This window comes from Oribacterium sp. HCP28S3_H8, from assembly GCF_052064775.1.
Classification (GTDB): domain Bacteria; phylum Bacillota; class Clostridia; order Lachnospirales; family Lachnospiraceae; genus Oribacterium.
On sequence record NZ_JBQHUZ010000007.1, the window covers coordinates 150,961 to 176,104 of the forward strand.

At 47.6% G+C, this 25,144-nt stretch carries 27 protein-coding genes and 1 tRNA gene; 4 read left to right on the plus strand and 24 right to left on the minus strand.

Annotation, left to right across the window (positions count from 1 at the left end; translation table 11 throughout):
* Positions 1-67: 67 nt before the first annotated feature.
* Positions 68-940, plus strand: a complete 873-nt coding sequence (locus ACTNEN_RS09865) for a lysostaphin resistance A-like protein (protein ID WP_441206165.1) — start codon at positions 68-70, stop codon at positions 938-940.
* A 150-nt stretch (positions 941-1,090) separates the two neighbouring features.
* On the opposite strand, the gene ACTNEN_RS09870 is transcribed toward ACTNEN_RS09865, so the two are convergent.
* The 3 genes from ACTNEN_RS09870 to pflB form a co-directional block, all read right to left on the minus strand.
* Positions 1,091-2,665, minus strand: coding sequence for a helicase HerA-like domain-containing protein (locus ACTNEN_RS09870; RefSeq protein WP_441206167.1), 1,575 nt, complete (start codon positions 2,663-2,665; stop codon positions 1,091-1,093).
* Between the two features lie 75 nt (positions 2,666-2,740).
* Positions 2,741-3,475: a pyruvate formate-lyase-activating protein gene (pflA, locus tag ACTNEN_RS09875; protein ID WP_441206168.1), complete on the minus strand. Its 735-nt coding sequence runs from the start codon at positions 3,473-3,475 to the stop codon at positions 2,741-2,743.
* Between the two features lie 115 nt (positions 3,476-3,590).
* Positions 3,591-5,837, minus strand: coding sequence for a formate C-acetyltransferase (gene pflB, locus ACTNEN_RS09880; protein WP_441206169.1), 2,247 nt, complete (start codon positions 5,835-5,837; stop codon positions 3,591-3,593).
* 254 nt (positions 5,838-6,091) lie between these two features.
* On the opposite strand from pflB, the gene ACTNEN_RS09885 reads away from it, so the two are divergent.
* Positions 6,092-6,526 (plus strand): RrF2 family transcriptional regulator, encoded by a 435-nt coding sequence (locus ACTNEN_RS09885; protein WP_441206170.1) that lies wholly within the window; start codon positions 6,092-6,094, stop codon positions 6,524-6,526.
* Between the two features lie 141 nt (positions 6,527-6,667).
* Here the strand turns inward: ACTNEN_RS09885 and ACTNEN_RS09890 are convergent, their stop codons facing one another.
* From ACTNEN_RS09890 to ACTNEN_RS09955, 14 genes are all read right to left on the minus strand, one after another.
* A complete protein-coding gene (locus tag ACTNEN_RS09890) occupies positions 6,668-7,327 on the minus strand; it encodes an HAD family hydrolase (RefSeq protein WP_441206172.1) in 660 nt (219 codons plus the stop codon).
* Positions 7,327-7,746, minus strand: a complete 420-nt coding sequence (locus ACTNEN_RS09895) for a cupin (RefSeq protein WP_441206174.1) — start codon at positions 7,744-7,746, stop codon at positions 7,327-7,329. The genes ACTNEN_RS09890 and ACTNEN_RS09895 overlap by 1 nt, the downstream gene beginning before the upstream one ends.
* Positions 7,747-7,759: 13 nt before the next feature.
* Positions 7,760-8,647 carry a fructoselysine 6-kinase gene (locus ACTNEN_RS09900; protein WP_441206175.1) on the minus strand — a complete coding sequence of 296 codons (888 nt, stop codon included), beginning with the start codon at positions 8,645-8,647 and terminating at the stop codon, positions 7,760-7,762.
* 27 nt (positions 8,648-8,674) lie between these two features.
* Positions 8,675-9,685, minus strand: a complete 1,011-nt coding sequence (locus ACTNEN_RS09905; protein ID WP_441206176.1) for a phosphosugar isomerase — start codon at positions 9,683-9,685, stop codon at positions 8,675-8,677.
* Between the two features lie 30 nt (positions 9,686-9,715).
* Entirely contained in the window at positions 9,716-10,504 is a 789-nt protein-coding gene (locus ACTNEN_RS09910) for a PfkB family carbohydrate kinase (RefSeq protein ID WP_441206177.1), read from the minus strand.
* A 3-nt stretch (positions 10,505-10,507) separates the two neighbouring features.
* Positions 10,508-10,939, minus strand: a complete 432-nt coding sequence (locus ACTNEN_RS09915; protein WP_441206178.1) for a secondary thiamine-phosphate synthase enzyme YjbQ — start codon at positions 10,937-10,939, stop codon at positions 10,508-10,510.
* Between the two features lie 2 nt (positions 10,940-10,941).
* Positions 10,942-11,793: an amidohydrolase family protein gene (locus ACTNEN_RS09920; RefSeq protein WP_441206180.1), complete on the minus strand. Its 852-nt coding sequence runs from the start codon at positions 11,791-11,793 to the stop codon at positions 10,942-10,944.
* A gap of 19 nt (positions 11,794-11,812) precedes the next feature.
* On the minus strand, positions 11,813-13,363 hold the full coding sequence (locus ACTNEN_RS09925) for an FGGY-family carbohydrate kinase (RefSeq protein ID WP_441206181.1): 1,551 nt from the start codon (positions 13,361-13,363) through the stop codon (positions 11,813-11,815).
* A 14-nt stretch (positions 13,364-13,377) separates the two neighbouring features.
* Complete coding sequence (locus ACTNEN_RS09930; protein ID WP_441206182.1) at positions 13,378-14,187, minus strand: BtpA/SgcQ family protein; 810 nt, start codon at positions 14,185-14,187, stop codon at positions 13,378-13,380.
* A gap of 17 nt (positions 14,188-14,204) precedes the next feature.
* Positions 14,205-15,020: a sugar phosphate isomerase/epimerase family protein gene (locus ACTNEN_RS09935; protein ID WP_441206184.1), complete on the minus strand. Its 816-nt coding sequence runs from the start codon at positions 15,018-15,020 to the stop codon at positions 14,205-14,207.
* Between the two features lie 156 nt (positions 15,021-15,176).
* A complete protein-coding gene (locus tag ACTNEN_RS09940; RefSeq protein ID WP_441206186.1) occupies positions 15,177-15,986 on the minus strand; it encodes a sugar phosphate isomerase/epimerase family protein in 810 nt (269 codons plus the stop codon).
* Between the two features lie 70 nt (positions 15,987-16,056).
* The gene (locus ACTNEN_RS09945) at positions 16,057-17,376 is read right to left on the minus strand and encodes an anaerobic C4-dicarboxylate transporter family protein (RefSeq protein ID WP_441206187.1); all 1,320 of its coding nucleotides are present in this window, start codon (positions 17,374-17,376) and stop codon (positions 16,057-16,059) included.
* A 374-nt stretch (positions 17,377-17,750) separates the two neighbouring features.
* The gene (locus ACTNEN_RS09950) at positions 17,751-18,479 is read right to left on the minus strand and encodes a GntR family transcriptional regulator (RefSeq protein WP_441206189.1); all 729 of its coding nucleotides are present in this window, start codon (positions 18,477-18,479) and stop codon (positions 17,751-17,753) included.
* 13 nt (positions 18,480-18,492) lie between these two features.
* A complete protein-coding gene (locus tag ACTNEN_RS09955; RefSeq protein WP_441206191.1) occupies positions 18,493-18,861 on the minus strand; it encodes a transposon-encoded TnpW family protein in 369 nt (122 codons plus the stop codon).
* Positions 18,862-19,218: 357 nt separating this feature from the next.
* Between ACTNEN_RS09955 and ACTNEN_RS09960 the strand changes: the two genes are divergently transcribed.
* Both ACTNEN_RS09960 and ACTNEN_RS09965 read left to right on the plus strand, forming a co-directional pair.
* The gene (locus ACTNEN_RS09960; RefSeq protein WP_441206193.1) at positions 19,219-20,052 is read left to right on the plus strand and encodes a sigma-70 family RNA polymerase sigma factor; all 834 of its coding nucleotides are present in this window, start codon (positions 19,219-19,221) and stop codon (positions 20,050-20,052) included.
* Positions 20,036-20,902, plus strand: coding sequence for a hypothetical protein (locus tag ACTNEN_RS09965; protein WP_441206194.1), 867 nt, complete (start codon positions 20,036-20,038; stop codon positions 20,900-20,902). The genes ACTNEN_RS09960 and ACTNEN_RS09965 overlap by 17 nt, the downstream gene beginning before the upstream one ends.
* Before the next feature lie 80 nt (positions 20,903-20,982).
* Here ACTNEN_RS09965 and ACTNEN_RS09970 read toward each other — a convergent pair whose 3' ends face one another.
* The 7 genes from ACTNEN_RS09970 to ACTNEN_RS10000 all read right to left on the minus strand — a co-directional run bounded on the left by ACTNEN_RS09970 (position 20,983) and on the right by ACTNEN_RS10000 (position 24,774).
* A complete protein-coding gene (locus ACTNEN_RS09970) occupies positions 20,983-21,282 on the minus strand; it encodes a hypothetical protein (RefSeq protein ID WP_441206196.1) in 300 nt (99 codons plus the stop codon).
* A complete protein-coding gene (locus ACTNEN_RS09975) occupies positions 21,279-21,656 on the minus strand; it encodes a TnpV protein (RefSeq protein ID WP_441206197.1) in 378 nt (125 codons plus the stop codon). The genes ACTNEN_RS09970 and ACTNEN_RS09975 overlap by 4 nt, the downstream gene beginning before the upstream one ends.
* A gap of 292 nt (positions 21,657-21,948) precedes the next feature.
* Positions 21,949-22,022, minus strand: a tRNA-Arg gene (locus ACTNEN_RS09980).
* A gap of 155 nt (positions 22,023-22,177) precedes the next feature.
* Positions 22,178-22,741 (minus strand): DUF5662 family protein, encoded by a 564-nt coding sequence (locus ACTNEN_RS09985; RefSeq protein ID WP_441206199.1) that lies wholly within the window; start codon positions 22,739-22,741, stop codon positions 22,178-22,180.
* 26 nt (positions 22,742-22,767) lie between these two features.
* Positions 22,768-23,313 carry an ECF transporter S component gene (locus tag ACTNEN_RS09990; RefSeq protein WP_441206201.1) on the minus strand — a complete coding sequence of 182 codons (546 nt, stop codon included), beginning with the start codon at positions 23,311-23,313 and terminating at the stop codon, positions 22,768-22,770.
* Positions 23,314-23,470: 157 nt separating this feature from the next.
* The gene (locus ACTNEN_RS09995) at positions 23,471-24,157 is read right to left on the minus strand and encodes a phosphatase PAP2 family protein (RefSeq protein ID WP_441206203.1); all 687 of its coding nucleotides are present in this window, start codon (positions 24,155-24,157) and stop codon (positions 23,471-23,473) included.
* Positions 24,158-24,354: 197 nt separating this feature from the next.
* Entirely contained in the window at positions 24,355-24,774 is a 420-nt protein-coding gene (locus tag ACTNEN_RS10000) for an RNHCP domain-containing protein (protein WP_441206208.1), read from the minus strand.
* Positions 24,775-25,144 lie beyond the last annotated feature (370 nt).

A 25,144-nucleotide genomic window follows, 5' to 3' on the forward strand; every position in this document is an offset into this window, starting at 1 on the left:
TACTACCCTGCCATGAAGGCTATGTAGCAGTATAACATTCTGAACATCATTACTCAACGGAGATCTCATGCTGCCTTTCCAGACCAATCCCACCAGGCATCAGTTTAACCGGCTGGCGCTGGCACTTTTTATATATGAACTCATTTTCCAGCTCGGAGGGTATCTGATCCTCCTGTTCCATGCAGGACTTGCATCCTATGAGGGGCTTGCCATGCTCCTTGCAGGCTTCCTGGCACTGCTTGCAGCTACCCGGATCCTGGGCATACATTCTGTCGGGCATACGTACAAGCGCTTTCATGCCGTCACCTATCTCAGGCTTTTATTTCTTGTATACGGTCTGCAGGCATACAGCACCATCCTTCTGGATCCGGTAGAGAAGTTTTTAAAATCCATGGGCTTTTCACTGGAATATGCGACAGAAGCCGCGTCCGGAAGTATTACCGGCTTCTGGATGCTGATCTACTCGATCCTCGCAGCACCAATCCTTGAGGAATGCCTGTTCCGCGGATTAATCTACGGGAGTCTCAGACGTTATGGTAAAATCTTTGCCGTCCTGATTTCCGCCTTCCTCTTTGGTCTCATGCACGGAAACATCATTCAGTTTTTTACTGCTCTCCTGATTGGAAGTCTCTTTGCCTGGATCAGGGAAACCTACGGGCTGCCATGCTCCATCCTTATGCACATTTCCAATAATGCCTTTGCCATCCTCTTTAACCAGTACATGCAGGAGAACCTATGGGTTTACAGTCTCTATAACCTGCTGGTTTATGGCGGTATGATTTATATGCTCTGGTTCCTGCTCCGGCATTTCCCTGAAATTCTGGCAGAGCTCCGGACCGAAACAAATCTCGGTAAAATGTTATCGCAGTTTTTCACATCCCTCGGTGTGATCCTGATTCTTATATTATTTCTGGGGATCACGGCACTTAATTTAGAGTAAAATAAACAGGCATGATTCTGTGATAAATTGCAGAATCCTGCCTGTATCTTATCTTTAGCTCCAACACCTTCCATGACGAGCTTACGCTGTAAACGGATATTTTGGGGCTGATTGCATTCGCAAAAGCAAAGCTGCCATCAGCGCACGATTTTATCTGCCGAGCAGCGTATCGAGGATTCCTCTGCCGAGAGCTGCGCCGATATTTCCACCAATCCTTCTGCCGATGGAGCTTCCAAACAGTTCCTTTCCAACGGCATATCCAACCTCACGTCCGAGCGTACCAGCAGTGGATCTACCAACGCTTTTTACCGTTGCAAGCTTTTTCTTCCGTTCCTTTTCCTCCTGCTTTGCCATGCTCTCCTGCTCCCTGGCTTCCCGTTTCTCTCTTTCCTCTGCTTCCTTAGCCTCCTGTCTCTTAAGCTCCTCCTGCCCGGATTTTCTTTTAAAATATTCATATGCGGAATCCCGATCAATCATCACGGCGTATTTCTGATACAATGCAGAAGCCTTTATTGCCGCGGTACGTTCTGACTCCTCTACCGGTCCCATTTTGCTCTCCGGCGGCAGAATCCTCGCACGTCTGACCATCTGCGGTCTGCCGTCCTGATCCAGGAAGGAAATCAGTGCCTCTCCGGTACCAAGCTCCTCGAGTACCGCTTCCGTGTCAAATGCCGGATTTGCCCGGAATGCCTGTGCGGCAGCATGTACACGTTTTTTCTCTGCCGGAGTATACGCCCGTAAGGCATGCTGTACCTTATTCCCCAGCTGTGCAAGTACCGTATCCGGAATATCCGCAGGATTTTGACTTATGAAATACACTCCGATACCCTTGGAACGGATGAGCTTGACAACCTGCTCAATCTTGGCGATAAGCGCCTTTGGTGCATCCTCAAACAGGAGATGTGCTTCATCAAAAAAGAATACCATTGATGGCTCTGCCATGTCACCCACTTCCGGCATCTGCTCAAAAAGCTCCGACAGCATATATAGCATAAATGTCGAGTAAATGCGCGGATTCTGCATCGTTTTACGCGCATCCATGATATTGATACAGCCTTTTCCATCTGCCCCTTTTACCATAAAATCATGAATGTCAATCGCAGGCTCTCCAAAAAAACGATCTCCGCCCTCTGTCTCCAGCGCCACCACGGCTCTCAATATCGCATTCAGGCTCTGTTTTGACATATTGCCATATGTTTCTGAATACTCCTTGCTGTGTTCCGCCACATGCTGCAGCATAGCTCTCAGATCTTTGGTATCTAAAAGCAAAAGTTGATGCTCATCCGCAATACGAAATACGATGCTCAGAATATCCGCCTGCAGTTCCGAGAGTTCCAAAAGCCTCGCAAGCAGCGTCGGCCCAAACTCACTGATCGTCGTCCGAAGCGGAAGTCCTCCCTTTTCCTCAACGTCCCAGAACTCTACAGGATATCCCTGGTACCGGAAACCTGCTGTATCCAGTCCGAAGTATTTTTTTCTCTCTGCCATATCCTGCGTCTCTGTGCCAGGCAGCAGCATGCCTGCAAGATCACCCTTTACATCAGATAAAAAGACCGGAACCCCCATCTCACTGAGAGACTCCGCCATAACCTTAAGCGTGATGGTTTTGCCGGTGCCTGTCGCCCCGGTGATAAGCCCGTGACGATTTACCATTTTCGGCAAGATGCAAAGCTTTTCTGCTCCGTCATAATCCTGCCCCATCCAGATTTTTTCATCATAAAGCATAATAAAAAGGACCTCCCGTTGTGTTGAACTGCAGTAAACTCAGTGTAACACAACGGAAGGTCCGAAACAATCACATCAGATGCCAAGCAGGGCCTTAGCATGAGCCACCTGTTCCTCCGTCGGCGGATTGACATCCTTAAGCGTATATGGAATGCCAAGCTTCTCATACTTATAGGCACCAAGGCTATGATATGGCAGAATCTCTATTTTTTTAACTGTATGTAATGTATCGATAAACTGCTTTGTAGCAATCAGCTCCTCGTCACTATCCGTAAGACCGGGAACCAGGACATGCCGGATCCAGAGATCCACACCCTGCTCAGAAAGATATCTGGCGCAATCCAGAATGTTTTTATTGGTCCATCCGGTCAGCTTTTTATGCTTTTCATCATCAATTTCCTTGATATCAAAAAGCACGGTATCCGTCACCTTAATCAGACGGTTAAACTTGCTGAAAAACGGCTCCTTTCTGGTAAACGGCTGTGCCGATGTATCCAGACAGGTAGAAATTCCTCTTTTATGCGCCTTTTCAAAAAGATCAATTACAAAATCAATCTGAACAAGCGGATCTCCACCACTCACCGTAATACCTCCGTCTGGTCCCCAGTACTCGCGATAGCGTTCCGCATGATCCAGGATTTCGTCTGCAGTACGCATGTCATCGGAGTGGAGATCCCAGGTATCCGGATTATGGCAGTAACGGCAGCGCATATAACAGCCTTTCAGAAAGATGACATATCGGGTTCCCGGTCCATCGACCGATCCAAAGGTTTCTATAGAGTGAATTGCTCCGCGGATCGCTTCTGCCATAATACTTCCTCCTAATTTACAATACTGTCTGCTGCAAAAAGCCGCCGGAGCTTTTAAGTCTCGGCGGCTTTAATATACTTAAAATGCAAGTCTTAATCTGATTTTACAGTTCGGATTACAGTGCCTTATGCTCAGTTCTTGAGATAACATCCAGCTGCTGCTCTCTTGTAAGATCAATGAACTTTACTGCGTAACCGGATACACGGATGGTGAAGTTTGCGTACTCCGGCTTCTCAGGATGTTCCATAGCATCCTTGAGCTTCTCAACACCAAAGACATTGACATTAAGATGATGTGCACCCTTGGCAAAGTATCCGTCAAGCACTCTTACCAGTGTATCTGTCTCCTCTGCCTCGTTGTGTCCAAGTGCTGCCGGGTTGATTGTCTGGGTATTGGAAATACCATCCAGCGCGTACTCATATGGCAGCTTGGCAACAGAGTTGAGGGAAGCCAGAAGTCCGGACTTCTCAGCGCCATAGCTTGGGTTTGCTCCCGGTGAAAGCGGAGCACCTGCCTTACGTCCATCCGGCATAGAACCAGTTGCCTTACCATAAACAACATTGGATGTAATAGTAAGAATCGAGGTTGTCGGCTCGGAGTTACGATAGGTGTGGTGCTTCTTGATCTTGGTAAGGAAGGTCTTAAGCAGCTTGACCGCAATGTCATCTGCACGGTCATCATCGTTACCATATCTTGGGAAATCACCCTCGATCTCGTAATCGGTAACAAGACCGTCCTCATCACGAATGGTCTTTACCTTAGCATACTTAATAGCTGAGAGAGAATCCACTACATGAGAGAAGCCTGCAATACCGGTTGCGAATGTACGGCGCACATCGGTGTCGATCAGAGCCATTTCGGCTGCCTCATAATAGTACTTGTCATGCATGTACTGGATCAGGTTCAGAACATTGACATAAATACCTGCCAGCCAGTCCATCATACGGTCATACTTCTCAATTACCTCGTCATAATCAAGATACTCGGAAGTAATCGGTCTGTACTCCGGTCCTACCTGCTGTTTTGTCTTCTCATCAATACCGCCGTTGATTGCATAAAGAAGGCACTTGGCAAGGTTGGCACGTGCGCCGAAGAACTGCATTTCCTTACCGGTCTGCGTAGCAGATACACAGCAGCAGATGCTGTAATCATCGCCCCATACCGGTCTCATAACATCATCATTCTCATACTGGATAGAAGATGTGGTTACAGAAATCTTGGCAGCATATTTCTTAAAGTTCTCCGGAAGTCTCTTGGTGTACAGTACTGTAAGGTTTGGCTCCGGAGCCGGTCCCATGTTCTCAAGTGTATGCAGGAAACGGAAGTCATTTTTGGTTACCATGGAACGACCGTCCTGACCCATACCGGCAACCTCGAGTGTTGCCCAGACAGGATCACCTGAGAAAAGCTGATTGTAACTCGGGATTCTCGCAAACTTTACCATACGCAGCTTCATGACGAAGTGGTCAATCAGCTCCTGAGCTTCCTGCTCAGTAAGCGTACCCTCGTTGAGATCTCTTGTAATATAGATATCCAGGAATGTAGAAACACGGCCAACGGACATTGCTGCACCGTTCTGTGTCTTGATTGCTGCAAGATATCCAAAATAGAGCCACTGTACAGCTTCTCTGGCATTCTTAGCCGGGACGGAAATATCATAGCCATAGGACTGTGCCATTTCCTTCATCTGACGAAGCGCTCTGATCTGATCGGAGATCTCCTCTCTCTGACGTACTACATCATCGGTCATAGTACCGTCACCAGTATTGGCAAGATCGTTCTGCTTCTCCTGGATCAGGAAGTCAATACCGTAAAGAGCAACCCTTCTGTAATCGCCGACAATACGTCCACGACCATAGGTATCCGGAAGTCCGGTAAGGATCTTATTATGACGAGCCTTCATCATCTCCGGAGTATATGCATCAAATACACCCTGATTGTGTGTCTTATGATACTCTGTAAAAATCTTATGAAGCTCAGGATCCGGAGTGTAACCATAGGTTGTGCATGCCTGCTCTGCCATCTTGATACCACCATATGGCATAAATGCTCTCTTAAGAGGCTTATCGGTCTGTAAACCTACAACCTTTTCTTCGTCCTTGGAGTCGCCGGTGATATAGGCTGCGTCATATGCAGTAATGCCGGAAACGACCTTGGTCTCCATATCAAGAACACCGCCCTTGGCTCTCTCCTCCTTCTGCAGCTTCTGAACCTCATTCCAGAGCTTTTCTGTTGCTGCAGTAGGACCAGCCAGGAAACTGGCATCTCCGTCATACGCAGTATAGTTATTTTGAATGAACGAACGTACATTTACGTCATTAACCCAGTGGCCTGTCTTAAATCCTCTCCACTCTTGTCTCATCTCATATCCTCCAATACATTAACCATTAAACCAGATGCCGAGGTCGATCTCTTTGTTAAATCCTTATCTCTCTCAGCGATTGCAGTATACAATGAGCTATATTGTGTGTCAACAAACAAATACCTTCAAAATATAGTGTTTTTGAATAAAAACAACAATCATTATTATTTTTGTATATTCCTAAAAACATGCTTGAATAAAGTCTAGTAATGTGGTAGGATTAAATTCAATGTATATATTGGGAGGTGAGTGAGATGATGATCTCAACCAAGGGCCGATATGCTCTTACAACTCTGATCGATATTGCCCAAAACTATGATGGTGAGACACCCGTTAGTATTAAAGAGATTTCTGATCGCCAGGGACTTTCTGTTAAGTATCTGGAGCAAATTATTGCATTGATGGTCAAGGGCGGTTTTTTAAAAAGCATACGTGGAGCACACGGCGGATATCTTTTTACAAGACCAATTGATCAGATCCGTGTGGGAGAAATTCTGGATGCTGCAGAAGGAACACTGGCGCCGGTGGACTGTCTGAAGGGCGGCACTGTATGCTCCAAGTCTGCTTCCTGTCCCACCTTTCCTCTTTATAAGGAAATAGACAATGCCATTTATGAAGTTGTGAACCGCTATACTTTAGCTGACCTTGTAAATGAGACCTCCGGAGAAAGTGGCAGCAAAAAAGCCTGATATGCTGTTTGTCAAGAGTATTTTGACGGATCTGCAGCAAATATTTAAGCGGCACTGACGATTGATTGGTCAGTGCCGCTTCCGTATTATATCCGGTGATATGAAAGCTCCCTGCAGAAAAGATTCTGCAGGGAGCTTTCATTAGGAAACAGGAGGTTCATCTAGACTGATAACAGAATAAAAATCAGGGAAGCAGTCAAGTACGCAGTCGGCCTCAGAGGTATCCTGTTGGATCGAAGCGCCTGTATAGCCAACCACAAAGGCGCCCGCCGCTTTACCGGCACTGATTCCTACAGGAGAATCTTCAAATATAATACATTCCTCCGGCCGTGCACCGAGACGCTCCATTGCCATTTGGTAAGGCTCCGGATTGGGCTTATGATTTGTAACCATATCACCGCCGATGACAGTATCAAACAAGTCTGTCATGCCCATTCGCTCCAGGCCGATGGATATCAGACGTAAGCTGGTCATGGACACCACAGCAGTTCGGATTCCCTTACTGCGGAAATCACGCAGGAGCGAAATCAATCCGGGCATTGGAGCAATATCACCGTTTTCATAGGTATTCCCGGAAACAATCCGCTGTGCACGGTATTCTTCCATGGTAACCGTACGGTTTGCACGGGAGAGAAAACGCTCAATCCGGTGGGGATCATTGGTCCCCACCAGACTCATGCGTTCCTCGTCTGTCAGTGTTACGCCGAATACAGCCAATGCCTTTTCCAAAAACTCTTTATTACTGGTTTCGGTATCCGCAATCACACCGTCAAAGTCAAACAAAGCAAATCGGAAGGCCATTATTCAGCAAACAGCTTTCCGGCTTCTGCCTGAATAAAAGCAATATCCTCGGCAGTCAGATCTGAAAAGTCACTGTTCTCCATGGAGCAATTGGAATCCTGGACATACATCATCTTGGTGTCCTTCTGGGTAATGGAATAAAACCAGCATTCAGAAGGAACATTGTAGACCTTTCCAAGTTCCATGGGAGTCAGGCAAATATCTTTGAAGGCATCATTCTCTCGTTCGGCAGTAATCAGAATAGCTTTGCCTGCGGAGAGGATGAACTGTTCATCGGTGGAGTGGTGAACCTCCAGATGGGCGATTCCAGCAATGTCGTTATCGGGTTTCCAGTTCTTAATGGAAACCAGCCATTTCTCGTTTTTGTATACGCAGAGGATTCCCTCACCGTTGTTTTCGTACATATCGGGTCTTTTCATAAGAAACACTCCTTTATACTTCTGTTTTTCCCAAAATGGGGGTGCCGTATCCAAAAGCACCTTCCATGGCGCAGACATGGGCAGCAAAGACAGCTCCGTCATTCATCGCTTTTTTGATGCTTGCAGCCATTTCAGAATCTGTTCCCTCCAGCAATTTGCCGGTTTTGGATGACTTCAGCAGGCTGCACAGGAATGTAGCAAAATAGCTGTCGCCTGCACCCATGGTATCAATCACATCATCTGCGTGAACAGCATTTGCAAAGAAAAATCTACCGTTTACCAGAGCATAGGAACCGTCCTCACCGATCGTACCCAAAACAATGGGAACGCCGTAGGAAGCAGCCTTCATCATTTCTTCCTCCCGTTGCTGAGCGGTCAGATGTGCGCAGGAGAGCAGCGCAACCTGGATATGCGGGCAGACCTTAGCCAGATATTCATCCGTCCAGCGGGTGGAAAAATCATAGGCGATGGGAACACCGGTTGCCTCCAGCTGAGGAAGATCCTCTTCAATATAGGAGTTCAGGTTGGTATAAATCACCTGAAAGCCCTTGATATACTCCAAATCCTCCGCAGTGAAATCAAAGGCATGCTCCTTAGCAATGCCTCCCTTATTGCTGCCCAGGAAAACCCGGTCATTTCCCTTTAATGTAACCAGGGCAAAGCCGTTGTCACCGGGATATTGGCGGCAGTGAGAACGGTCCACCTGCATGGTATCCAGCGTCTCCTGAACGCAGGCAGACACTTCATCTGTACCGAATTTCCCCAGATAAGCAGAGGCAACACCATTCATGCCTGCATAGGCGCAGGTATTGACGCACTGGCCGCCGGGGTACATTTTTCCACGGGAAAGATATTTATCACAAACATTATCACCGATAGCGATGATTTTTGCATCTTTCATGATCGTACTCCTCTGGAAAACGGTATATTAGTACGCAACCTTCCACATATAACGGCGGGTGGACAGGGGATGCTTCCGGGCCTCGGCAAGATCGTGGTTATAGATGGGATACACGTTGTTGAACAGGGAGTGGTTGAAGTAATCCACAACGGAGGCATCGATGACGCTCAGGCCCAGCTCCTTGGCATCCAGAACCTCAATACGTTTTGCATAGGTCTTGAGGAACTTCAGCGCGCGCTCATCCAGGGCACGGGTAGAGCCCTCGGAAATCTGAATCATAAAGGGTCGGTTTGTATCGGTGATTTCAAAGGGGCCGTGGAAGAACTCACCGGTGTGGATGCTGCTGGAATCCAGCCACTGCATCTCCATGAAAATGCAGATGCTCTCCATATAAGCAGCACCGTAACCTGCACCGGAACCCATCGTATAGATCACGCTGTCATTCTTGTACTCTTCTGCAAAAGCCAGAGAGCGCTTAGCAACATGCTTACGGGCGTTGCGGATGACGGTAGTAATCATACCCACGCCAGCCATAAACTTATCGTAGTTCTCATAACCGGCAGTCTGGTTCAGCAGCTCTACAGCAACCAGCAGAGCACACATGGTCTTTTCGCCTGCGTAATCGATGTCGCCGGCCAAATGATCGGGAGAGGCATCAAACTCATAGCAGACAACATAGTCACCGTACTGGACGATTTCGGACTGCTCCAGCCAGGTTAGCAGGATAACGGTTGCACCCATTTCCTTGCCCATCTTGGCAGCGGCAATGGTCTCGGGGGTGTTGCCCTTGTGGCAGGACAGGCAGATCACGGAGTTCTTGCCAAAATCCTTGGGAGTGCTGTGAACAAACTCGTTGGAGCTGATCAGCGCGCACTTAATGTTGGAGCACTCCTTCTCCATAAAGGTCTTTGCAGGATACAGGGCGCCCCAGGAGCCGCCGCAGCCCACATAGTACAGGGACTTTACGCCGCCGATGTCCCTTTTTGCTTCCAGGATCTCGGAAACAATATTTTTGATGTCAGTGCTTTTGTAAGTCATAGTATTTTCCTCCAATATTGGTTTTTTTGATTACAGATAGGGGTTAAACTGCTGAATGACCTTCGTTGCCCGTTCGCGGCCCCGTGCCATGCAGGCGGGGATATCCTCACCCAGGCTCAGGCCATAGGTAAAGGCTGCAATATAGCTGTCGCCGGCGCCTACAGTATTCACAACTGGGACGGAGAAAGAATCAATCTTATAGAACTGATTGCCGTCGTAGGCAAGGCTGCCATGCTCGCCCAGCATCGCAATGACGCAGCCGGTACCTTTTTGCTTTGTCTTCACCATAAACTGCCGGATGTAATCATCATCCGCATCATAGGAGAAGAACGCGTAGTCGAGATAAGGAAGCAGATCGTCGTTGCCGGGCAGCTCCAAACGCTTGGAGAAATCATAGACCCAGATCTGACCGGGCTGCTTCAGTTCCTTGATATAGCGGCTGACCTTCGCCCAGCGTTCGGAATAGACGATGTCAAACTGCTTCACAAATTCCAGGTCATCAGGACTCAGCTCAATTTCTTCCATGGCATTGCCCTCGAAATGCAGATGCTTTTTATCGCCATCTACGATATCCATTGTAGCCATTCCGGTGGGCTTGTCCACATGCTTCAGGATACGCAGGGGGATGTCCCGCTCCTTCAGGCGCTCCTCCAGTGCCATGGCGAAGACATCGTTTCCAAGAATGGTCATCTCGGTCACGTCGCCGCCCATATCCTTATAGTTGAATGCAAAGTCAATGCTGTTGCCGGTCAGGTAGTACCGGTCCAGCTTATAGTACACGTCGATGCAGTTGTCTGCCATTGCAATGGTTTTCTTCATCAGTTACTCTCCCATCACATAAATCATGTATTTTCTGTTTTTGATACCGTCATATTCGCAGAAGTAAATATCCGCTGCACTTCCCAGCTTCACCTTGCCCTCAACAATGGGGAATACGCAGTGATTTCCTGTCAGCAGAGATTTCAGATGGCCGGGGGTATTTCCGCCGATGGTTCCGTAGCTGGGCAGATAGTGATTGTGGTTGTAAGGGTAGTTTTCCGGAATCAGCCGATCCAATGTCTGCATGATGTCCTTTTCCACGCAGGGAAGGGCTTCGTTTACGGCGATGCCCGTGGTGGTATGCTCGGTAATCACATACACGATGCCGTTGGAGATACCGCATTCACGGACGGTATCCTTCACCTGCTCGGTAATATTAATCATTTCAAATTCCTGTTTGGCACGGATTGAAATTTCCTTCAGTTCAAACTTCATGATCAAACCTCCCGTTTCAGGAATCGCAGGGCATTTTTCCAGTAGATTTTCTCCATGGTGTCCTTGGAGAAGTTCAGGCTGTCCAATCCCCGCTTGCTGCGGACCGGGCGGATTCGGGGACTGTCAGAGCCAAACATTACCTGGTCAGCAATGTTATGCTCTACCCAATACTGCCCCATATCCTCTAGAAATACCTTGTGATAAATTTGATAGGGACCGTCAAAATTCATCAGCGCTGTATTGGTGTACAGGTTGGGATACTTAATCAGCAGCGCAGCCGTCTCCTGTACCCAGGGCCAACCCACATGAGCCAGGCAGATGTTTGTATCCGGATATTTGGCTGCAATCTCCTCAAATTCCATAGGATGGCAGAACTTGGAAAGCGCATTGCGCTCCAGACACAGGCCTGCCTGGAAAATGATTGGCTTGTCCATTCGGGCGCAGATATCATACAGCTTCATTAATCTCGGATCATTGGGGTAAATGTGAAGCCGCGCGGTATTAACATAGAGGCCAAGCAGCTTGTATTCCTCAAAAGCCTGAATCAGCTTCTCCTCGGCATCGGCATTTCTGGGATCAACAGATGCAAAGCCCCAGAACATTTCGGGGTCACAGGCCACCAGCTTTGCGATGTCCTCATTGGAGATGGAGGCAGTGCTGGTTTCGGCAGTGCAATCCTCCGGCAGGAGAAACACATGCTCAATATCCGCCAGCGCATACTGCTCCTTCAGCAGATCAATGGAGGCAGGGCCCATAAGATGATAATTCATCTCATCGCAGCGCTTCCGGAAAGCTTCCTTATCCTGGCAGATGGGCGCATACAGCGCCGGACGGACGTGTGTATCAATAACCATAGTTTAGAATCCTTTCCTTTCAGCAGTTCTCTGCAAGAGTATGCATTAACTGCCGATTATTGTGGTACAGATCGCGGAAAATTTGATAATTCTTTTCATAAAGAATATGATTTTCCATGTTGGGATAAAGAACCTTACCCTTTGGCAGGGCCTTACGCAGCTCGGAGAAATCCTTCAGCTGGCCGGCTCCCAGCGCCGCCATCATGGCATCGCCATACGCCGAGCACTGGAAGGGCTCCGGAATGGTGATGGGAAGGCCCGCCATGTCACAGATAATCTGCATCCATGTTCTGTTTCTGGTACCGCCGCCGGCAGTAATCATGGATTTTACGCCCACACCCATCTCTTTGAAGAGCTTCAGATGCTGCAGGGTGGAATAACCCACAGCCTCCAGGGCGGCACGGTTAATATGTGCCCGGGTATGCTTTCCCTTCAGGCCAAAGAGCAGTCCGGTAGCCATAGGATCCTGAATAGGGCTGCGCTCGCCGTAGATATAGGGCAGCATAATCAGGCCATCACATCCGGCAGGAATGTCCGCCGCCTCTTTTGCCATCACGGAATAAGCATTTTCGCCTCCCTGCTGCTCAGCGGCAGCCTCAGCGGAATAGAAGGTATCCCGCACCCAACGAGTCAGGGTTCCGGCGGCATTGGTGCCGTCACCCAGGCAGTAGGTTCCGGGTACGGTAAAGACCTTACCGCCCTTAATGGAGCCGTTGCCCTCCGGGGAAATGTAGTTGTCGAAGAAGCGATCCACGCAGTAGTAGAAAAACATGGAGGAGCCGTACTGGAAAAAGGCGGTTCCCGGCTCGGTCAGACCTACACTGATGGACTCAGAGGTGGAGTCGCCGGTGCCGGTAATAACCGGTGTACCTTCGGCAAATCCGGTTTCCGCTGAGGCCTGGGCCGTTACGGTTCCGGCAAGCTCATTGGAGTAAAGAGACCGGGCGATCTGATCCGGGCGGCAATACAGGCAGACGGTTTCGGAATTTACGGAGCCGTCCCCGCGATAAAGGGGCCGGAAGGAGCCTTTTGCCAGGAATTGGTCAATTACATACTCCCCTGTGAGCTTTGCGGTAAGATAGGAGCTGCCGGTTAAGAATTTATAAGTTTTGGCATAAACATCTGGTTCGTGATTGCGGATCCACAGAATCTTGGTAGCCGTATCGCCGGAGCAGATGGGGTGACCGAAGAGCTCCTGTACCTTATCCTCGCCGTAGTATTCCGTCAGCCACTTTATCTCCTCACCGGCCCGGGAATCAATGCCGTAGAGAATCGCCTTGCGCAGGGGTTTGCAGTTTTCGTCCACAGGCAGGCAGTCGGTGCCGAGTGCGCTGAGCCCAATGCAGGCAATCTGCTTTGGATCCACTCCACTTTTTTGCAAAAGTGACCTGGAAAGAATGCACAGATCCTTCCACCAAACTTCCTCCGCATCGTGTTCAAACCAGCCCGGCCGGGGGTTGTCCATGGTGTGGGGAGTGGAGACATCCGCTACAACCCAGTAGCAGTCATCCAGAAGCATTCCGCGGGAAGAAAAGGTGCCAATATCAATGCCAACAAAATACTTCTTCATACACAGCCTCCGTGTCAGTTTCCATTGCGGATATCCGCAACAATATCCATAAAGCTGCGGACTCTTTCAACATCCACGCGGCCATTGAATATGCCATCCTTCTTGAAAGCGGTGCCCATGCAAACGGCATCGCAGCGGGTCAGCTTGTCCCGCACATTGTCATGTCGGCAGCCAGTATTGCAGAACACAGGAACATTCCGGGACTTTGCGACAGAATAGACCTCACTGAGGATACCATTGTCCGGCTCGCAGCCGGCAGCAGCACCAGAAACGCACAGTCCATCCGCAAAACCACCGAACATAATGGATTTCGCAACCACTTTCACATCCCGCTGTACGAGATAAGTGTCAGCCTCGGGATTGACCTTGAAGAGCAGCTTAAAGTCCTCAATGTCCAGAGCCTTGCGGTGACGGATGGCTTCACCACTGTTGGAGGTGTAGAGGCCATATTCGCCCATATAAGCACCGGAGAAGCAGCTTCTTCCGAATTTGGCACCGGTAGCAGCGCCCAGGTCAATGGTGGCGATTGGGTTCTTGACCACATTTACGCCAAAAGGAACCTTGATTTCGGATTTCAAAGCGCCGATGATGTAGGCCATGGTAGAAATCGTTGCAATATCCGCAACCGGTTGGTAGGGCAAACTGAACTCGTTGGCAAAGAGAATGCCGTCCACGCCGCCATCCTGCAGGGCTTTCAGATCTGCTCCTGCATGCTCCAGTACCGTATCCAGGCTGCCGCAGAAGCCGGGGTCACCGGGCAAGGCATCCAGATGCAGCAGAGCAATAATCGGCTTTTCCACGCCGAACATATCATGAATCCACATATTGCAGGCCTCCAGTCTCAATCCAACTCATTGGTGTTGGCCTTGAACCATGCGATGGTATCATCGATAGCCTTGTCAGGATCGCAATAGTACCGACGGTCGCAGATCTCGAAGGAAACGGTACCTTCGTAGCCATGGGCTTTGATCTGGTCGTAATACTGCTTCATGGGGAAATCGGCGTCACCGGGCACAGTGTGACCACGGTCATTAAAATGAATATGCTGAAGCTTGTCACCCAGATTGGCAAAATAATCATCAATGGTTTCTTCTGCATAGGTCATCTGATCCATATCCACCATGCCAACAACAGCAGGGGAACCGATTTCTTCGATCATTTTTGCAAGGTCAGTGCTCTTGATCAGAACATTGGTGGTGGTTACTTTCAGTTCCTCCAGAAGCAGCTTAATGCCCTTACGTTCGGCATAAGCAGCCAGTGTACCTACGCTGTCTCGGCAATAATTCCAGGCATCTTCCCGGGGCATATCGAAATATCCGAAGCCAGTGCTGATTTGGATAGCAGGACATTCCAGGAACTGTGCGGTGTCCACTGCCCGCTGATAATAGCGGATGCTGGACTCCCGGGTAATGGGATTCTGGGTGCAGAAGTTTACAGGGTAGGTGCAGTTTTCCGGGGTCATGGCCATAACCTTCAGGTTGTGGCGCTTAATGCTCTTGTCCAGCTCAATCAGACTACTGACCGGATAGTCGAACATATTCAGCTGAGGAGCGCAGCAGTACAGGTCAATGCTGTCAAACGGGGAGCGCTCTACCTTATCCAGAAATTTTTCAATAGGATAACGGAGATAATGGTAACTCATGGGAGCGAATTTCATAATAAAACTCCTTTCAGACTCGTTTGGGCTGCCCAGGGATTTCCCGGAGAGAAAGAGAAGCAGGAAAAGCCTCTCCGGGAAATCAGAGTCACACCTGCGTAGCTATCTATGTGAACTGCCTGGGAACCGGTAAAGAGAAGTGACTAATTACATTTATTAAGCCTGCAGCACATTCCGGATGAAATTGATGTAGGCATCTGTGGCTGCATCCGGATCCACATAATAATCCCGGCTGCACATCTCACAGGAGCACCAGCCTTCATAACCGCGCTTTACAAGGGTATCGTAGTACTCCTTCATGGGCAGGCCGCCGGTGCCGGGGATGGTATGGTTCAAATCACTGAAATGAACGAAGCCATATTTGTCGCCAAGGTTGTCAAAATAGTCGTTAATATGTTCACCGGCTTGGGACATCTGATCGGTATCGGACAATCCCATCAGATAGGGAGAATTCACATCGTCCAGGAACTGCTTCAGCTCTTTGCTGGTTACAATCAAATTAGTAGTGGTTTTTTTGCAGGTTTCCAGGAAAATGGACACGCCCTTGTGGCCTGCATATTCGCACAGATTCTGGACGGCTTCCACCTGACGTTCCCAGGCTTCTGCCTTGTCTGCATCAAAGTAGCCGGAGCCAGGACATATCTGAATATGGGGGCATTCCAGGAACTGGGCTGAATCGATCAGCCGCTGGTAGTAGCGCTGGGTAGATTCCCATGTCTGCAGATCGGAGGTAGCAAGATTGACAGGATATACGCAATTTTCTGCGGTCAGTACATAGGGGCTCAAATGGCGGTCCTTGATGTCCCGATTCAGCTGAATCAGGTCGCCAAGAGAATAGTCAAATGGGTTCAGTTGGGGGCCGGTGCAGTAAATGTCGATTCCATCCAGCTCGGAACGCTCCATTTTATCCAAATATTTCCGGATTGGATAACGCAAATAATGGTAGCTCATCAGTGTGAATTTCATAGCAAACGCCTCCAGACGGAAAAGATAAGGAGCGGGATGGAGAGGAAATTCCGCCCCTGTATAAAGAGAATTAGATGATGATGCTGGCCAGAGCAAAGGCCACAACAGAGTCAACAACAGCCATGACCACAGAAGGCAGCAGGTAGCTGGTGTTGAAAACGAACTTGCCGATCTTGGTGGTTCCGGCAGTATCGAAAGCGATGGCAGCCAGGCTTTCGGAAGCTGCGGGGATCAGGAAGTGGGAACCGATTACAACCCAGCCTGCCAGCAGGACGGGAGTGCTGATGCCCAGAGCCAGGTCCAAAGGAATCACGATGGCGGTGGTGGAGCCCTGAGAAGTAGTGATGTTGCCGACCAGATAGCAGGCAATGATGAATACCCAGGGATACTTGTTGGTGAACTGGGAAACAACCTCGGTCAGGTAGGAGGACTGAGCACCAATGAAGATGTTGACCATCCAGCACAGGCCCAGAGTAATAACAGCGGCGAACACGCCGGAACGGAACACGGGGCTATCCAGGATAGCATCCGGCTTCTTGTCCATTACCATGCAAATAACGCCGGCAGCCATCAGCATAAAGATCTGAATGATATCAGTCATGCCCAGAGTATTGCCGTCGGACAGGACAGGACGCAGGGGCTTGATAACGCCCAGCAGGACGATGACAGCCATAGCAACCAGGAAGGTGACAACGGAAATCTTGGACTGCTTGCTGAACGTGGAGGTATCAACGACCTTACCGGTGTGCTCCTTCAGAACCAGAGTGCCATTGGCAACGCGGGCCTGGAACTCGGGATCGTCAGCTAGCTCCTTGCCCTTCTTCAGCATGATGAGGCCAGAAGCCAGAGAGCCCAGCAGGGTTGCGGGAATAACAACCATTAGAACCTTGATCATATCAACGCTGCCGGAAGCTTCGAGGAAGCCAACCAGTGCAGCGGTAGCAGCAGCCAGAGGAGTGCCGCAGACGGCGTTCTGGCTGGAAACAACGGATGCAGCGATAGGACGCTCGGGACGGATGTCATTTTCAATAGCGATCTCATTGATGATGGGCAGCAGACTCCACAGAATGTGGCCGGTACCGCAGCAGAAAACGAAAACCCAGCTAACCAGAGGGGCAACAATGGTGATAGATTTGGGATGCTTTCTCATAATCTTTTCAGCCAGAGCAACCAGGTAATCGATACCACCGGCTGCCTGCATGGCACCGCCGGCGATAACCACACACATGATGATTCTCAAAACCGTCATGGGGGGATCGGACATGGGAGTTTTGAACAGGAAAGTGAAAATAAAGGCGCCAAAGCCGCCGGCCAGAGTCAGGAACACGCCGCCTTTGCGGACGCCCCATGCGATCAGAACCAGCAGAATGACGAGCTCAATCCAGAACATAGAAATCCTCCTAAAATACTTTGTTTTTAATTTTCCCACAAATACGGACAAACAAAGTTCATGACGTTCTGCTTCTCTTTCTCTGTAGGTGCCGGAATCATTTCGAGAGTGTGTGCACACCGTCTCTAACAAGCAATCCATTCAGCATTTTGTAATCTTTTGTATTGATATGTATTGCTATGTATTGATGACATTATAGGAATATTAGGATCGGATGTCAACAGTATTCCACAGGCATCATCCATTTTTGGCACATTGTAAAAAATTGAGTGCGCTGTTTTAGTGATTATAACATATCTAATACATTGAAATACATTTAGGAAATAATTAAGCTCGCATCCTTTCTTTGATGCGAGCTCATATGCCTTTCTATGTCAAACCATGAGTTTGAATTTGTCTCCAATACAAAGCTGCTTGGAAAGATGACGGAATACCCCGGTTGAATCCTCCACAACGCTTTCAATTCTCAGCAGCGGATATCCCTTGGCCACACCCAGGAATCGGCCCTCCTGACTGGTGGCATACACAATATCCAGTGTCTTTACCGATTTTGAGAAATGAATATTCTTTTTCCTCTGAATCAGGTCATAGAGCGATATATCCTCCAGATTTTCCTGCATAAGAAACAGAAAATCCTCCGGAAACTTACAGCACTCAATGACAACCGGCACCCCATCGGCACTGCGGACTCGCTCAATTACAACAATCTGGCTGTCTTCCGAAATCCGCAGCTGCTGCGCGTCCTTCTCACTGGGATATTCCTTACTCAGCTTAATCACCTTGGAGCCTGGAATGCATCCCATCATACGACACATTTCCGTAAAGCCAATAACGCCGGATAGCTCCCGCTGGATTTTCTTTTCCGCAACAAAGGTGCCCTTTCCGGAGCGTCTTTCCAGGTATCCCTGTTGCGTCAGTGAATCCAGCGCTTTTCTTACGGTTACACGGCTGACTTTGTATGTTTCAACTAACTCGTTCTCCGTTGGCAGTTTGCTGCCGGCCAAGAGTATGCCATCATCCATTTCTTTCTTCAATTTGTCCGCAAGCTGCCGATACAGAGGCTCGGCGCTCTCGGAGTTAAGGCTGTTCATCGTATTCATCATTCATTCTCCATGTTCATAAACATAGTGATTTTGTGTTCATTTGTATTAAATTATATCGGAACCCCTCCGCAAAAAGCAAGACAGTACTTTTGCTAATTATCCACACAATTCCCTTCTTTTTTTGATAATCTCGCAACATTTGTATTGAATTGTATCTTTCTGGAGTCAAAAAACTGCAGCAGCATTTCGCGCAAACGGATCTCTTCACCATTTTGTTAGGCCGAGTCGGAGTGCTACGGAAGCATCCGATACACGCACGTATCATGCGGAGAATTTTCTCAGACATGGTTTCGGTGGCATCCGGTGAGAATACAACCTTCATCCTGTAGCTGGTACCTCCGATTCGGCGGATCATCGTAAAGACATTCGTTTCTTTACCCATTTAGCCTCTCTTTCCTGCAAATACTGCATCATGTGTTTTGTGTTGACAATTTTCATGGTAATTTTCCTTTCTTGTTTGTTATGATTGGTAGACTGACGGACGGGGAATGCTATCGTTTCTTCATAGGCAAAAACCTCCTTCTCAAAGATTGAAAGCAGCGCATTTTGCCAAGGCTGCTTTTCGCTTCCAATAACAGGAGATTGGAGGCAAAATTTCGGAACTTTTTTTGCGGTTCATAAAACTTTTACATTTGACTTTGGGCGCAGAGTGGATTCAGTACAGATTATTGGACAGTATGCTGTGCTAAAATAGGCTGAAAATAGGGCAGGTATCGCCCAGAATTAGGAGGTTGTTCCCTTGGAATGGAATGTCCCCGAGTATGAATATGTGGATAACACAATACGGCATAAAAATAACCGATCTAGCAATTCAAGGTCGGAAGAAATTCAATATGATGAGGATGGCAATGAACTCCCGGAGGAGGAATTGCAATCCATCCTTGCAGAAGAAAAAGTGTTAATGGAGCTGGCTCCCACTGTGACAGAGGTTCCCATCACAGAGCGGACAAAGCTGAAACGGGAATTGAAAGCAGAAGCCCTGACCCGATTGGAGGAAGCAGCCCGGACGGAGGAGGATTTCAAAGCAGTAATAAAAGAATGGGACAAGCAGGAGCGAAACCGGGAGCGGAAGGAGCGAGCACATACCATCTCCCGTGGTGCTGTCCCGCTGGAATTTGATATGACCTATGACTATGTTGTGTTCCCACTCTGGAAGTGCAATCCAGTAGTTCGGCAGATTCAGCAGGGCAATTTCCTGGATTACCTCAATGACTGTCCCTATGAAATGCACGATCTTAGCTCCAAAGATTACATTCGCAGTGCCGTATTCCGGCAGAAAGAAGAACATAAAGAACTGCTGTATTTCCTGAAGCTCCAGCAATACAAGGCTGTGAAGCTGGCTGAAATCTATGGCCAGACGGACAGAAATATCCGAAAGGTGCGGTCAACCGCTCTCAGGAAAGTACAGAAGCGGCTGTACAGTTCCCTCTGCGAATTAAAGCTGTCTGGGTACAGTCTTTCCATCCGGGAACGGCGGTTCATGGAGAAATATGCTGCCGGCCTAATTAACAACACAGAACCCGGCGAAGAGATAGAAGAAAGAGAGGAAATGCCCAATGAACAAGCTGTTTGAGCACACCGCATCCAGTTGGGTTCGGTACAAAAACTATGAATGGCGGGAGAAGAACGGCAAGCTGTATCTGATGCTCCGAAAAACCGCCATGCCGGAGATTTACGATCCCATGCAGTGCGCCGATGATCTGGTGATAAACGCCTTGGATATTGGGCTGATGATCTTCCGAAAAGAACCACAGAAAAAGATTCAGGATGCCATTCTGAGCTTTGCCAGAAAATACGGTTTGCTGAGTCTGATTGCTGCATTACCTACCATGCCCAAATTTGTGGAATATGAAAAGGTATATCTGCCGAAGAATGAATTTCTACGGGATGAAGTTATGGACACCGAGTCATATATGAATTTGTTTTCCCCTTTTGATAAGCCGCAGTTCCGCAAAAAGGGGATGGAATCCACATGGGAAGAAACCGATCAAACAATGATTGCGCTGATTGCCGCTTTTCACCGGGAACCGCAGGCTGAGGTTATGAGCTTTCTGCGATACTATGGGGAACCCTACGACTGGCTGGTGAAGGTATTCAAAGACTGGGCATTCACATTTATGTCCTCGTTCCTGTACTATAGGGATCGTGAATATTTGGATGAAGATTCTCTCCGGCTCTACAAGATGGGTATGGCAGCCTTTGACGGCAATGCACCAACCTACCACATAGAACTGTGGGAGGTTCCTATGCTGGTCTGGGATTTTCACTCCCTGCTGGTGGGTATACGAATGTTGTTCTCACTGGCCTTGACTGATACAAAGAATCCGCTGCGGATGTGCAAGAATTGCCAGAGGGCTTTTATTGCACAGAATAGCGAGGATGAATTTTGTTCGGTGCATTGCAAGGAAACATATACAGAATAGTTATCTAAAAAAGGAATGAGGATGCATGGGCAAAACCCACGCATCCTCGTTTTTCCTTTGCTTAGAAGAATACCCACCGGTTATTCCATCTCCAAAGCCAGCTGTGCACCCCAACGGATACCTTCCTCAAATGCACTGCGCTCATGCTCGATGCAGAGCTTGATGATAATTAAGAACATGGCGTTGTTCGTATCCAGAGGAAGTGTCTCCAAATACTCTCCCAGCTGTGCGAATAGCGATTTGGTCTCCGGAGGGGCGCTTTCTCTGGATAAGCAATATGCTGTGTACAGAAACTCCAAGATAGCTGTGGCTTCGCTCATGCCGAAGTCAATAGGATGCTCTGTAAGCTGACGGGTAAGAATTTCCCTGAGCTGGCTCATGCGTACACCAGCTCCTTCATTACGATTTCCTCTGCTGCGGAATGGATGTTGTTCATAAGCCCCACCCAGCGCATCTGATCCCGTGCCTTGAGTTCTTCCGTAATTCCCTCCGCCTTTGCCATTTCCGGGATTAATCGATCCATCATGCTCCGACAACTGGAATCGACCTCAGCCAGATGCTCAAACAATTCCCCGGTCAGCAGCATGGTTTCATAAACAACAGGTCGGTGCTCCTTCAGGTACTCCCGGCGAAGGATGCCATACTTTCCAAGGCTTACTTTTGCCGGTTCTGGCAGCACCAAATTGGGCAGATAATAGTCACCATGCAGGGTATAATACAGCCCGTTGCTCTCATCACAGATTTCTTTTTCCATGAAACACGCTCCTTTGTGATAAAAATATAAAGCAGCAGTTTACGGGATTCCAATAACTTCGGCTTTCACCTCCCATATTAACTGCTGCTATTTCCACCACAAAAAGAGCCCGCAGCCAATATGTATTTGGTAGCAGAAACTACCCTTCACATATTAGCTCTTGATATGTCGCAGTGTAGAAATAAGCGCTAAGGTACTTACTCTTAAGCTAAGTACTTTAGCGCTAAAAATAATATGAAAAAAGCAGATACAACAATCTGTACCTGCTTTTTTCATAACACCTGTTATTAGATGCGTGCGACATGATTCGAACACGCGACCTTCTGGTCCGTAGCCAGACGCTCTATCCAGCTGAGCTACGCACGCACAATGTGTCTTTTTCAAGACGCATTATTTATTTTAGTAAATTACTACAAAAATGTCAAGCGCATATTTCAAAAAAATAATTTTCGTCAAAATTAAAATTGGAAATATTACTTCACTTCGGATTTTCAATGCGCTTTTGTGATCAGCTTCATTTACTAAAAATAATCATGTGCCTTTCGTCGGCGTTTGACCTCCTGCTTGAGATACCGGAACGTTTCCTCTTCTCCTTGATCCCGCAGCATCAGGAGGAGCTTTGTAAGCTCCTCCCGTGTTTTCGGATGAATCAAGGTACTATCCTTTGACGGCTTGAAATACTCCCACGGGCAGGAATTATTGTATTCTTTCCCCTTATATACCTTGCTTGCCGCAACTCTGTCGCAAAACATCTCGGCAACATATCGATATGGCATACGGCAGCCAACCATTGTACCCTTTTTTTCAAGGTCATAGTCTACCCAGTACTCAAAGTGGTGTTTATTTCTACCTTTGTGATGGAGCCATGCCGGAGAAACTCCCGTTTCAATCCGTTCTACCGAATTAGGGCTGCGGTAACCTCTGTAGTAATGAATACCGGTTCTGAATTCTGTCCATGAATACTTGGACAGATCATGAAGGAGACCCTGTTTATAAAGCCCGATTCTAAAACAATTTTTCATCACCTCGTATTTATGATGATTAATCGTTTTAAAATGCCCCCAGGCATTACTGAGATAACTCATCTTCGCCTTTCCAATATTAATTTCTTTTATCTGGCAACATCCAGATCCATGAGACCCGCCTTAACCGTAGCAGTCATAATAAGAGGAATCAGAATCAGCTGTACAATCACCGACGGCATCGTACTGGTTATATAGGATGCTGCCCAGATCCCCAGGCTGTACTGACCTCCGGAAACGCCTGCAATAACAGCCTGTACGAGACCTCCCATAATTCTGCCGACAAGCATTGCAGGAATCATAGCCATCCAGACCCCGGAAGCTTTCTGGTTTCGGCTTAATTTATATATAAAACCGGAAACCATACCATATGCAGCCAGCTCAATCGCCATACAGATCGCTGTCGGAAGCGGAGGCATGCCCATCGTCATCGAACGGAACAAGGGTAAGGTCAATCCAAGAAGCAGACCATACCAGGGTCCACAGATCATTCCCGTGAGAAACGCTGGAAAATGCATTGGAGAAAGCGCTTTGCCAATCGCAGGATTATACATGTTAAGAAATGGAAGTATCAACCCCACTGCAAAAAGCATAGCGGTAATAAGTAGTTTTCTGATACTGAGTCGATGATTCATAAGTCCTCCTGTTTATTGATGCTATAATATTGATTCTTAAGTTACGAATTGCAAAATTACATCCGGTGACCATAGCTGCCAATGTAAAATTTACAGAAAAAGCGCTGGAGCTGAACGTCTCCAGCGCAGGAGCATACACGCTGATACCCTTTGTATTTTATCTAACACGGACACGCTCTGTTTCTCTGTCCGGTTCTCTCTCAAATACCGGATATCCGTAGACAAAACCATATACAATGCTTGCCAGGATGATAGCACCGCATACATCCAGGATAGAATGCTGCTTAAGGCAAAGCGTAGCCATGCAGATCAGGATTGCAAGAATCAGAGATGCATACTTAAGCTGTCTGCCATACTTCATTTGCTCCAGATCCTTGCTTTTCCATATAGCAATGTGCATTGCGATAGAATTATACGCATGGATGCTCGGAAAAACATTGGTACAGGTATCAACACTGTATAGCCAGGCCACCATACGGGTAAATATATTTTTACCAGGGTCTATCAACGGTCTGAAATCTGTTCCATTAGGATAAAAGGAGCAGATCACAAGACTAAGGGTCATGCCGCTGAACAAAAAACCACAAACCCGGTAAAAATCCTCCTTGTTTTTAAAAAGAAAAAAGAAAATGCCTGTGGCTATATACAGGAACCAAAGGAAGTATGGGATTATAAAATATTCGCAAAATGGGATTGCGTCATCCATCGCCGTGTGCATGATATGATATCCAGTCGCTGGTGTTATTTGTTTTTCAAGATATGAAAACCATGTAATATAAACCAGTCCATAGGAAAGAATCCACGCATGACGATACTTCCGTAAAAAAGCAAGTATCTTGCTCATGTCAGTCTCCAATCATTTCATTATTGTTATATCTCTACAGCATCTTAGAGTAAAAATGTTTACTCCAGAACTTAGAAATAGTAGCACGGACAAAATAAAGTTGCAAGCCAGGAGCCCCGCTTTTTAAAAATTTCAGGATCCTGCGCATAATTTACGTATTTTAACTTCCTTATTTATGACTCTTTATACCCTTTTCTTTACTTCTTTTTTAAAAAATCCTCTAAAAACTGCATTGGAAATGGCGGATTGGCAAGAGGCTTTACTGCAAGTGACATGAGTTCCAACGGATTATCATCTGCAAGTACTCGATTTGAGCTTAGCTTACCGCATTTTTTGCAGCGATGAATGATTGCCCACTCTCCTCGGTCACGTACCCAGACCGAAATGGGTTCCATATCTCCATGACAAACTGATGCCCGATCTCCCGGTTCATTATCTACATGTAAGCTGTGGAGACAATATGGACAATGATTTCTATGTTCCGATCCTGCCCCCTCCGGATATATAATTTTACCGCAATACGCACAGGTGAAGCTTTCATTGCAGGCTTCAAAACGGTAATCCGGTTGATGATTCAAACGATGCTCCCGCTTAGTTTCAGAATGCTGCTCTGTCATATCGTGCCCGAGGTCATCTTCATCTGATTCCTCCGCCTCTCTCTGCATCTGCTTTAAAGCATACTTGGATATTGGTTTTTCTCCGGACAGATGTTTTTTTTTCTTTTTCGGTGCCTGATCTGCACTGAAGTTTCCATGGCGCTCCATAGTACCTCTTTCTATGTTTCTGTAAAACTCACTATATAAATATAGCGTTATTATAATGTAGTTTGATCGATATGAAAAGACAGAAAAAGAGCAGGTCATCTGACCTGCTCTTCTCTCATGCCTTGAAAATCGCATACCGCTTTATCCATAAACACATTTCATAAAACATCAAACCTAACCGGACCAAAAACCTTTTGGATAAGCCCTCGACCTATTAGTAACT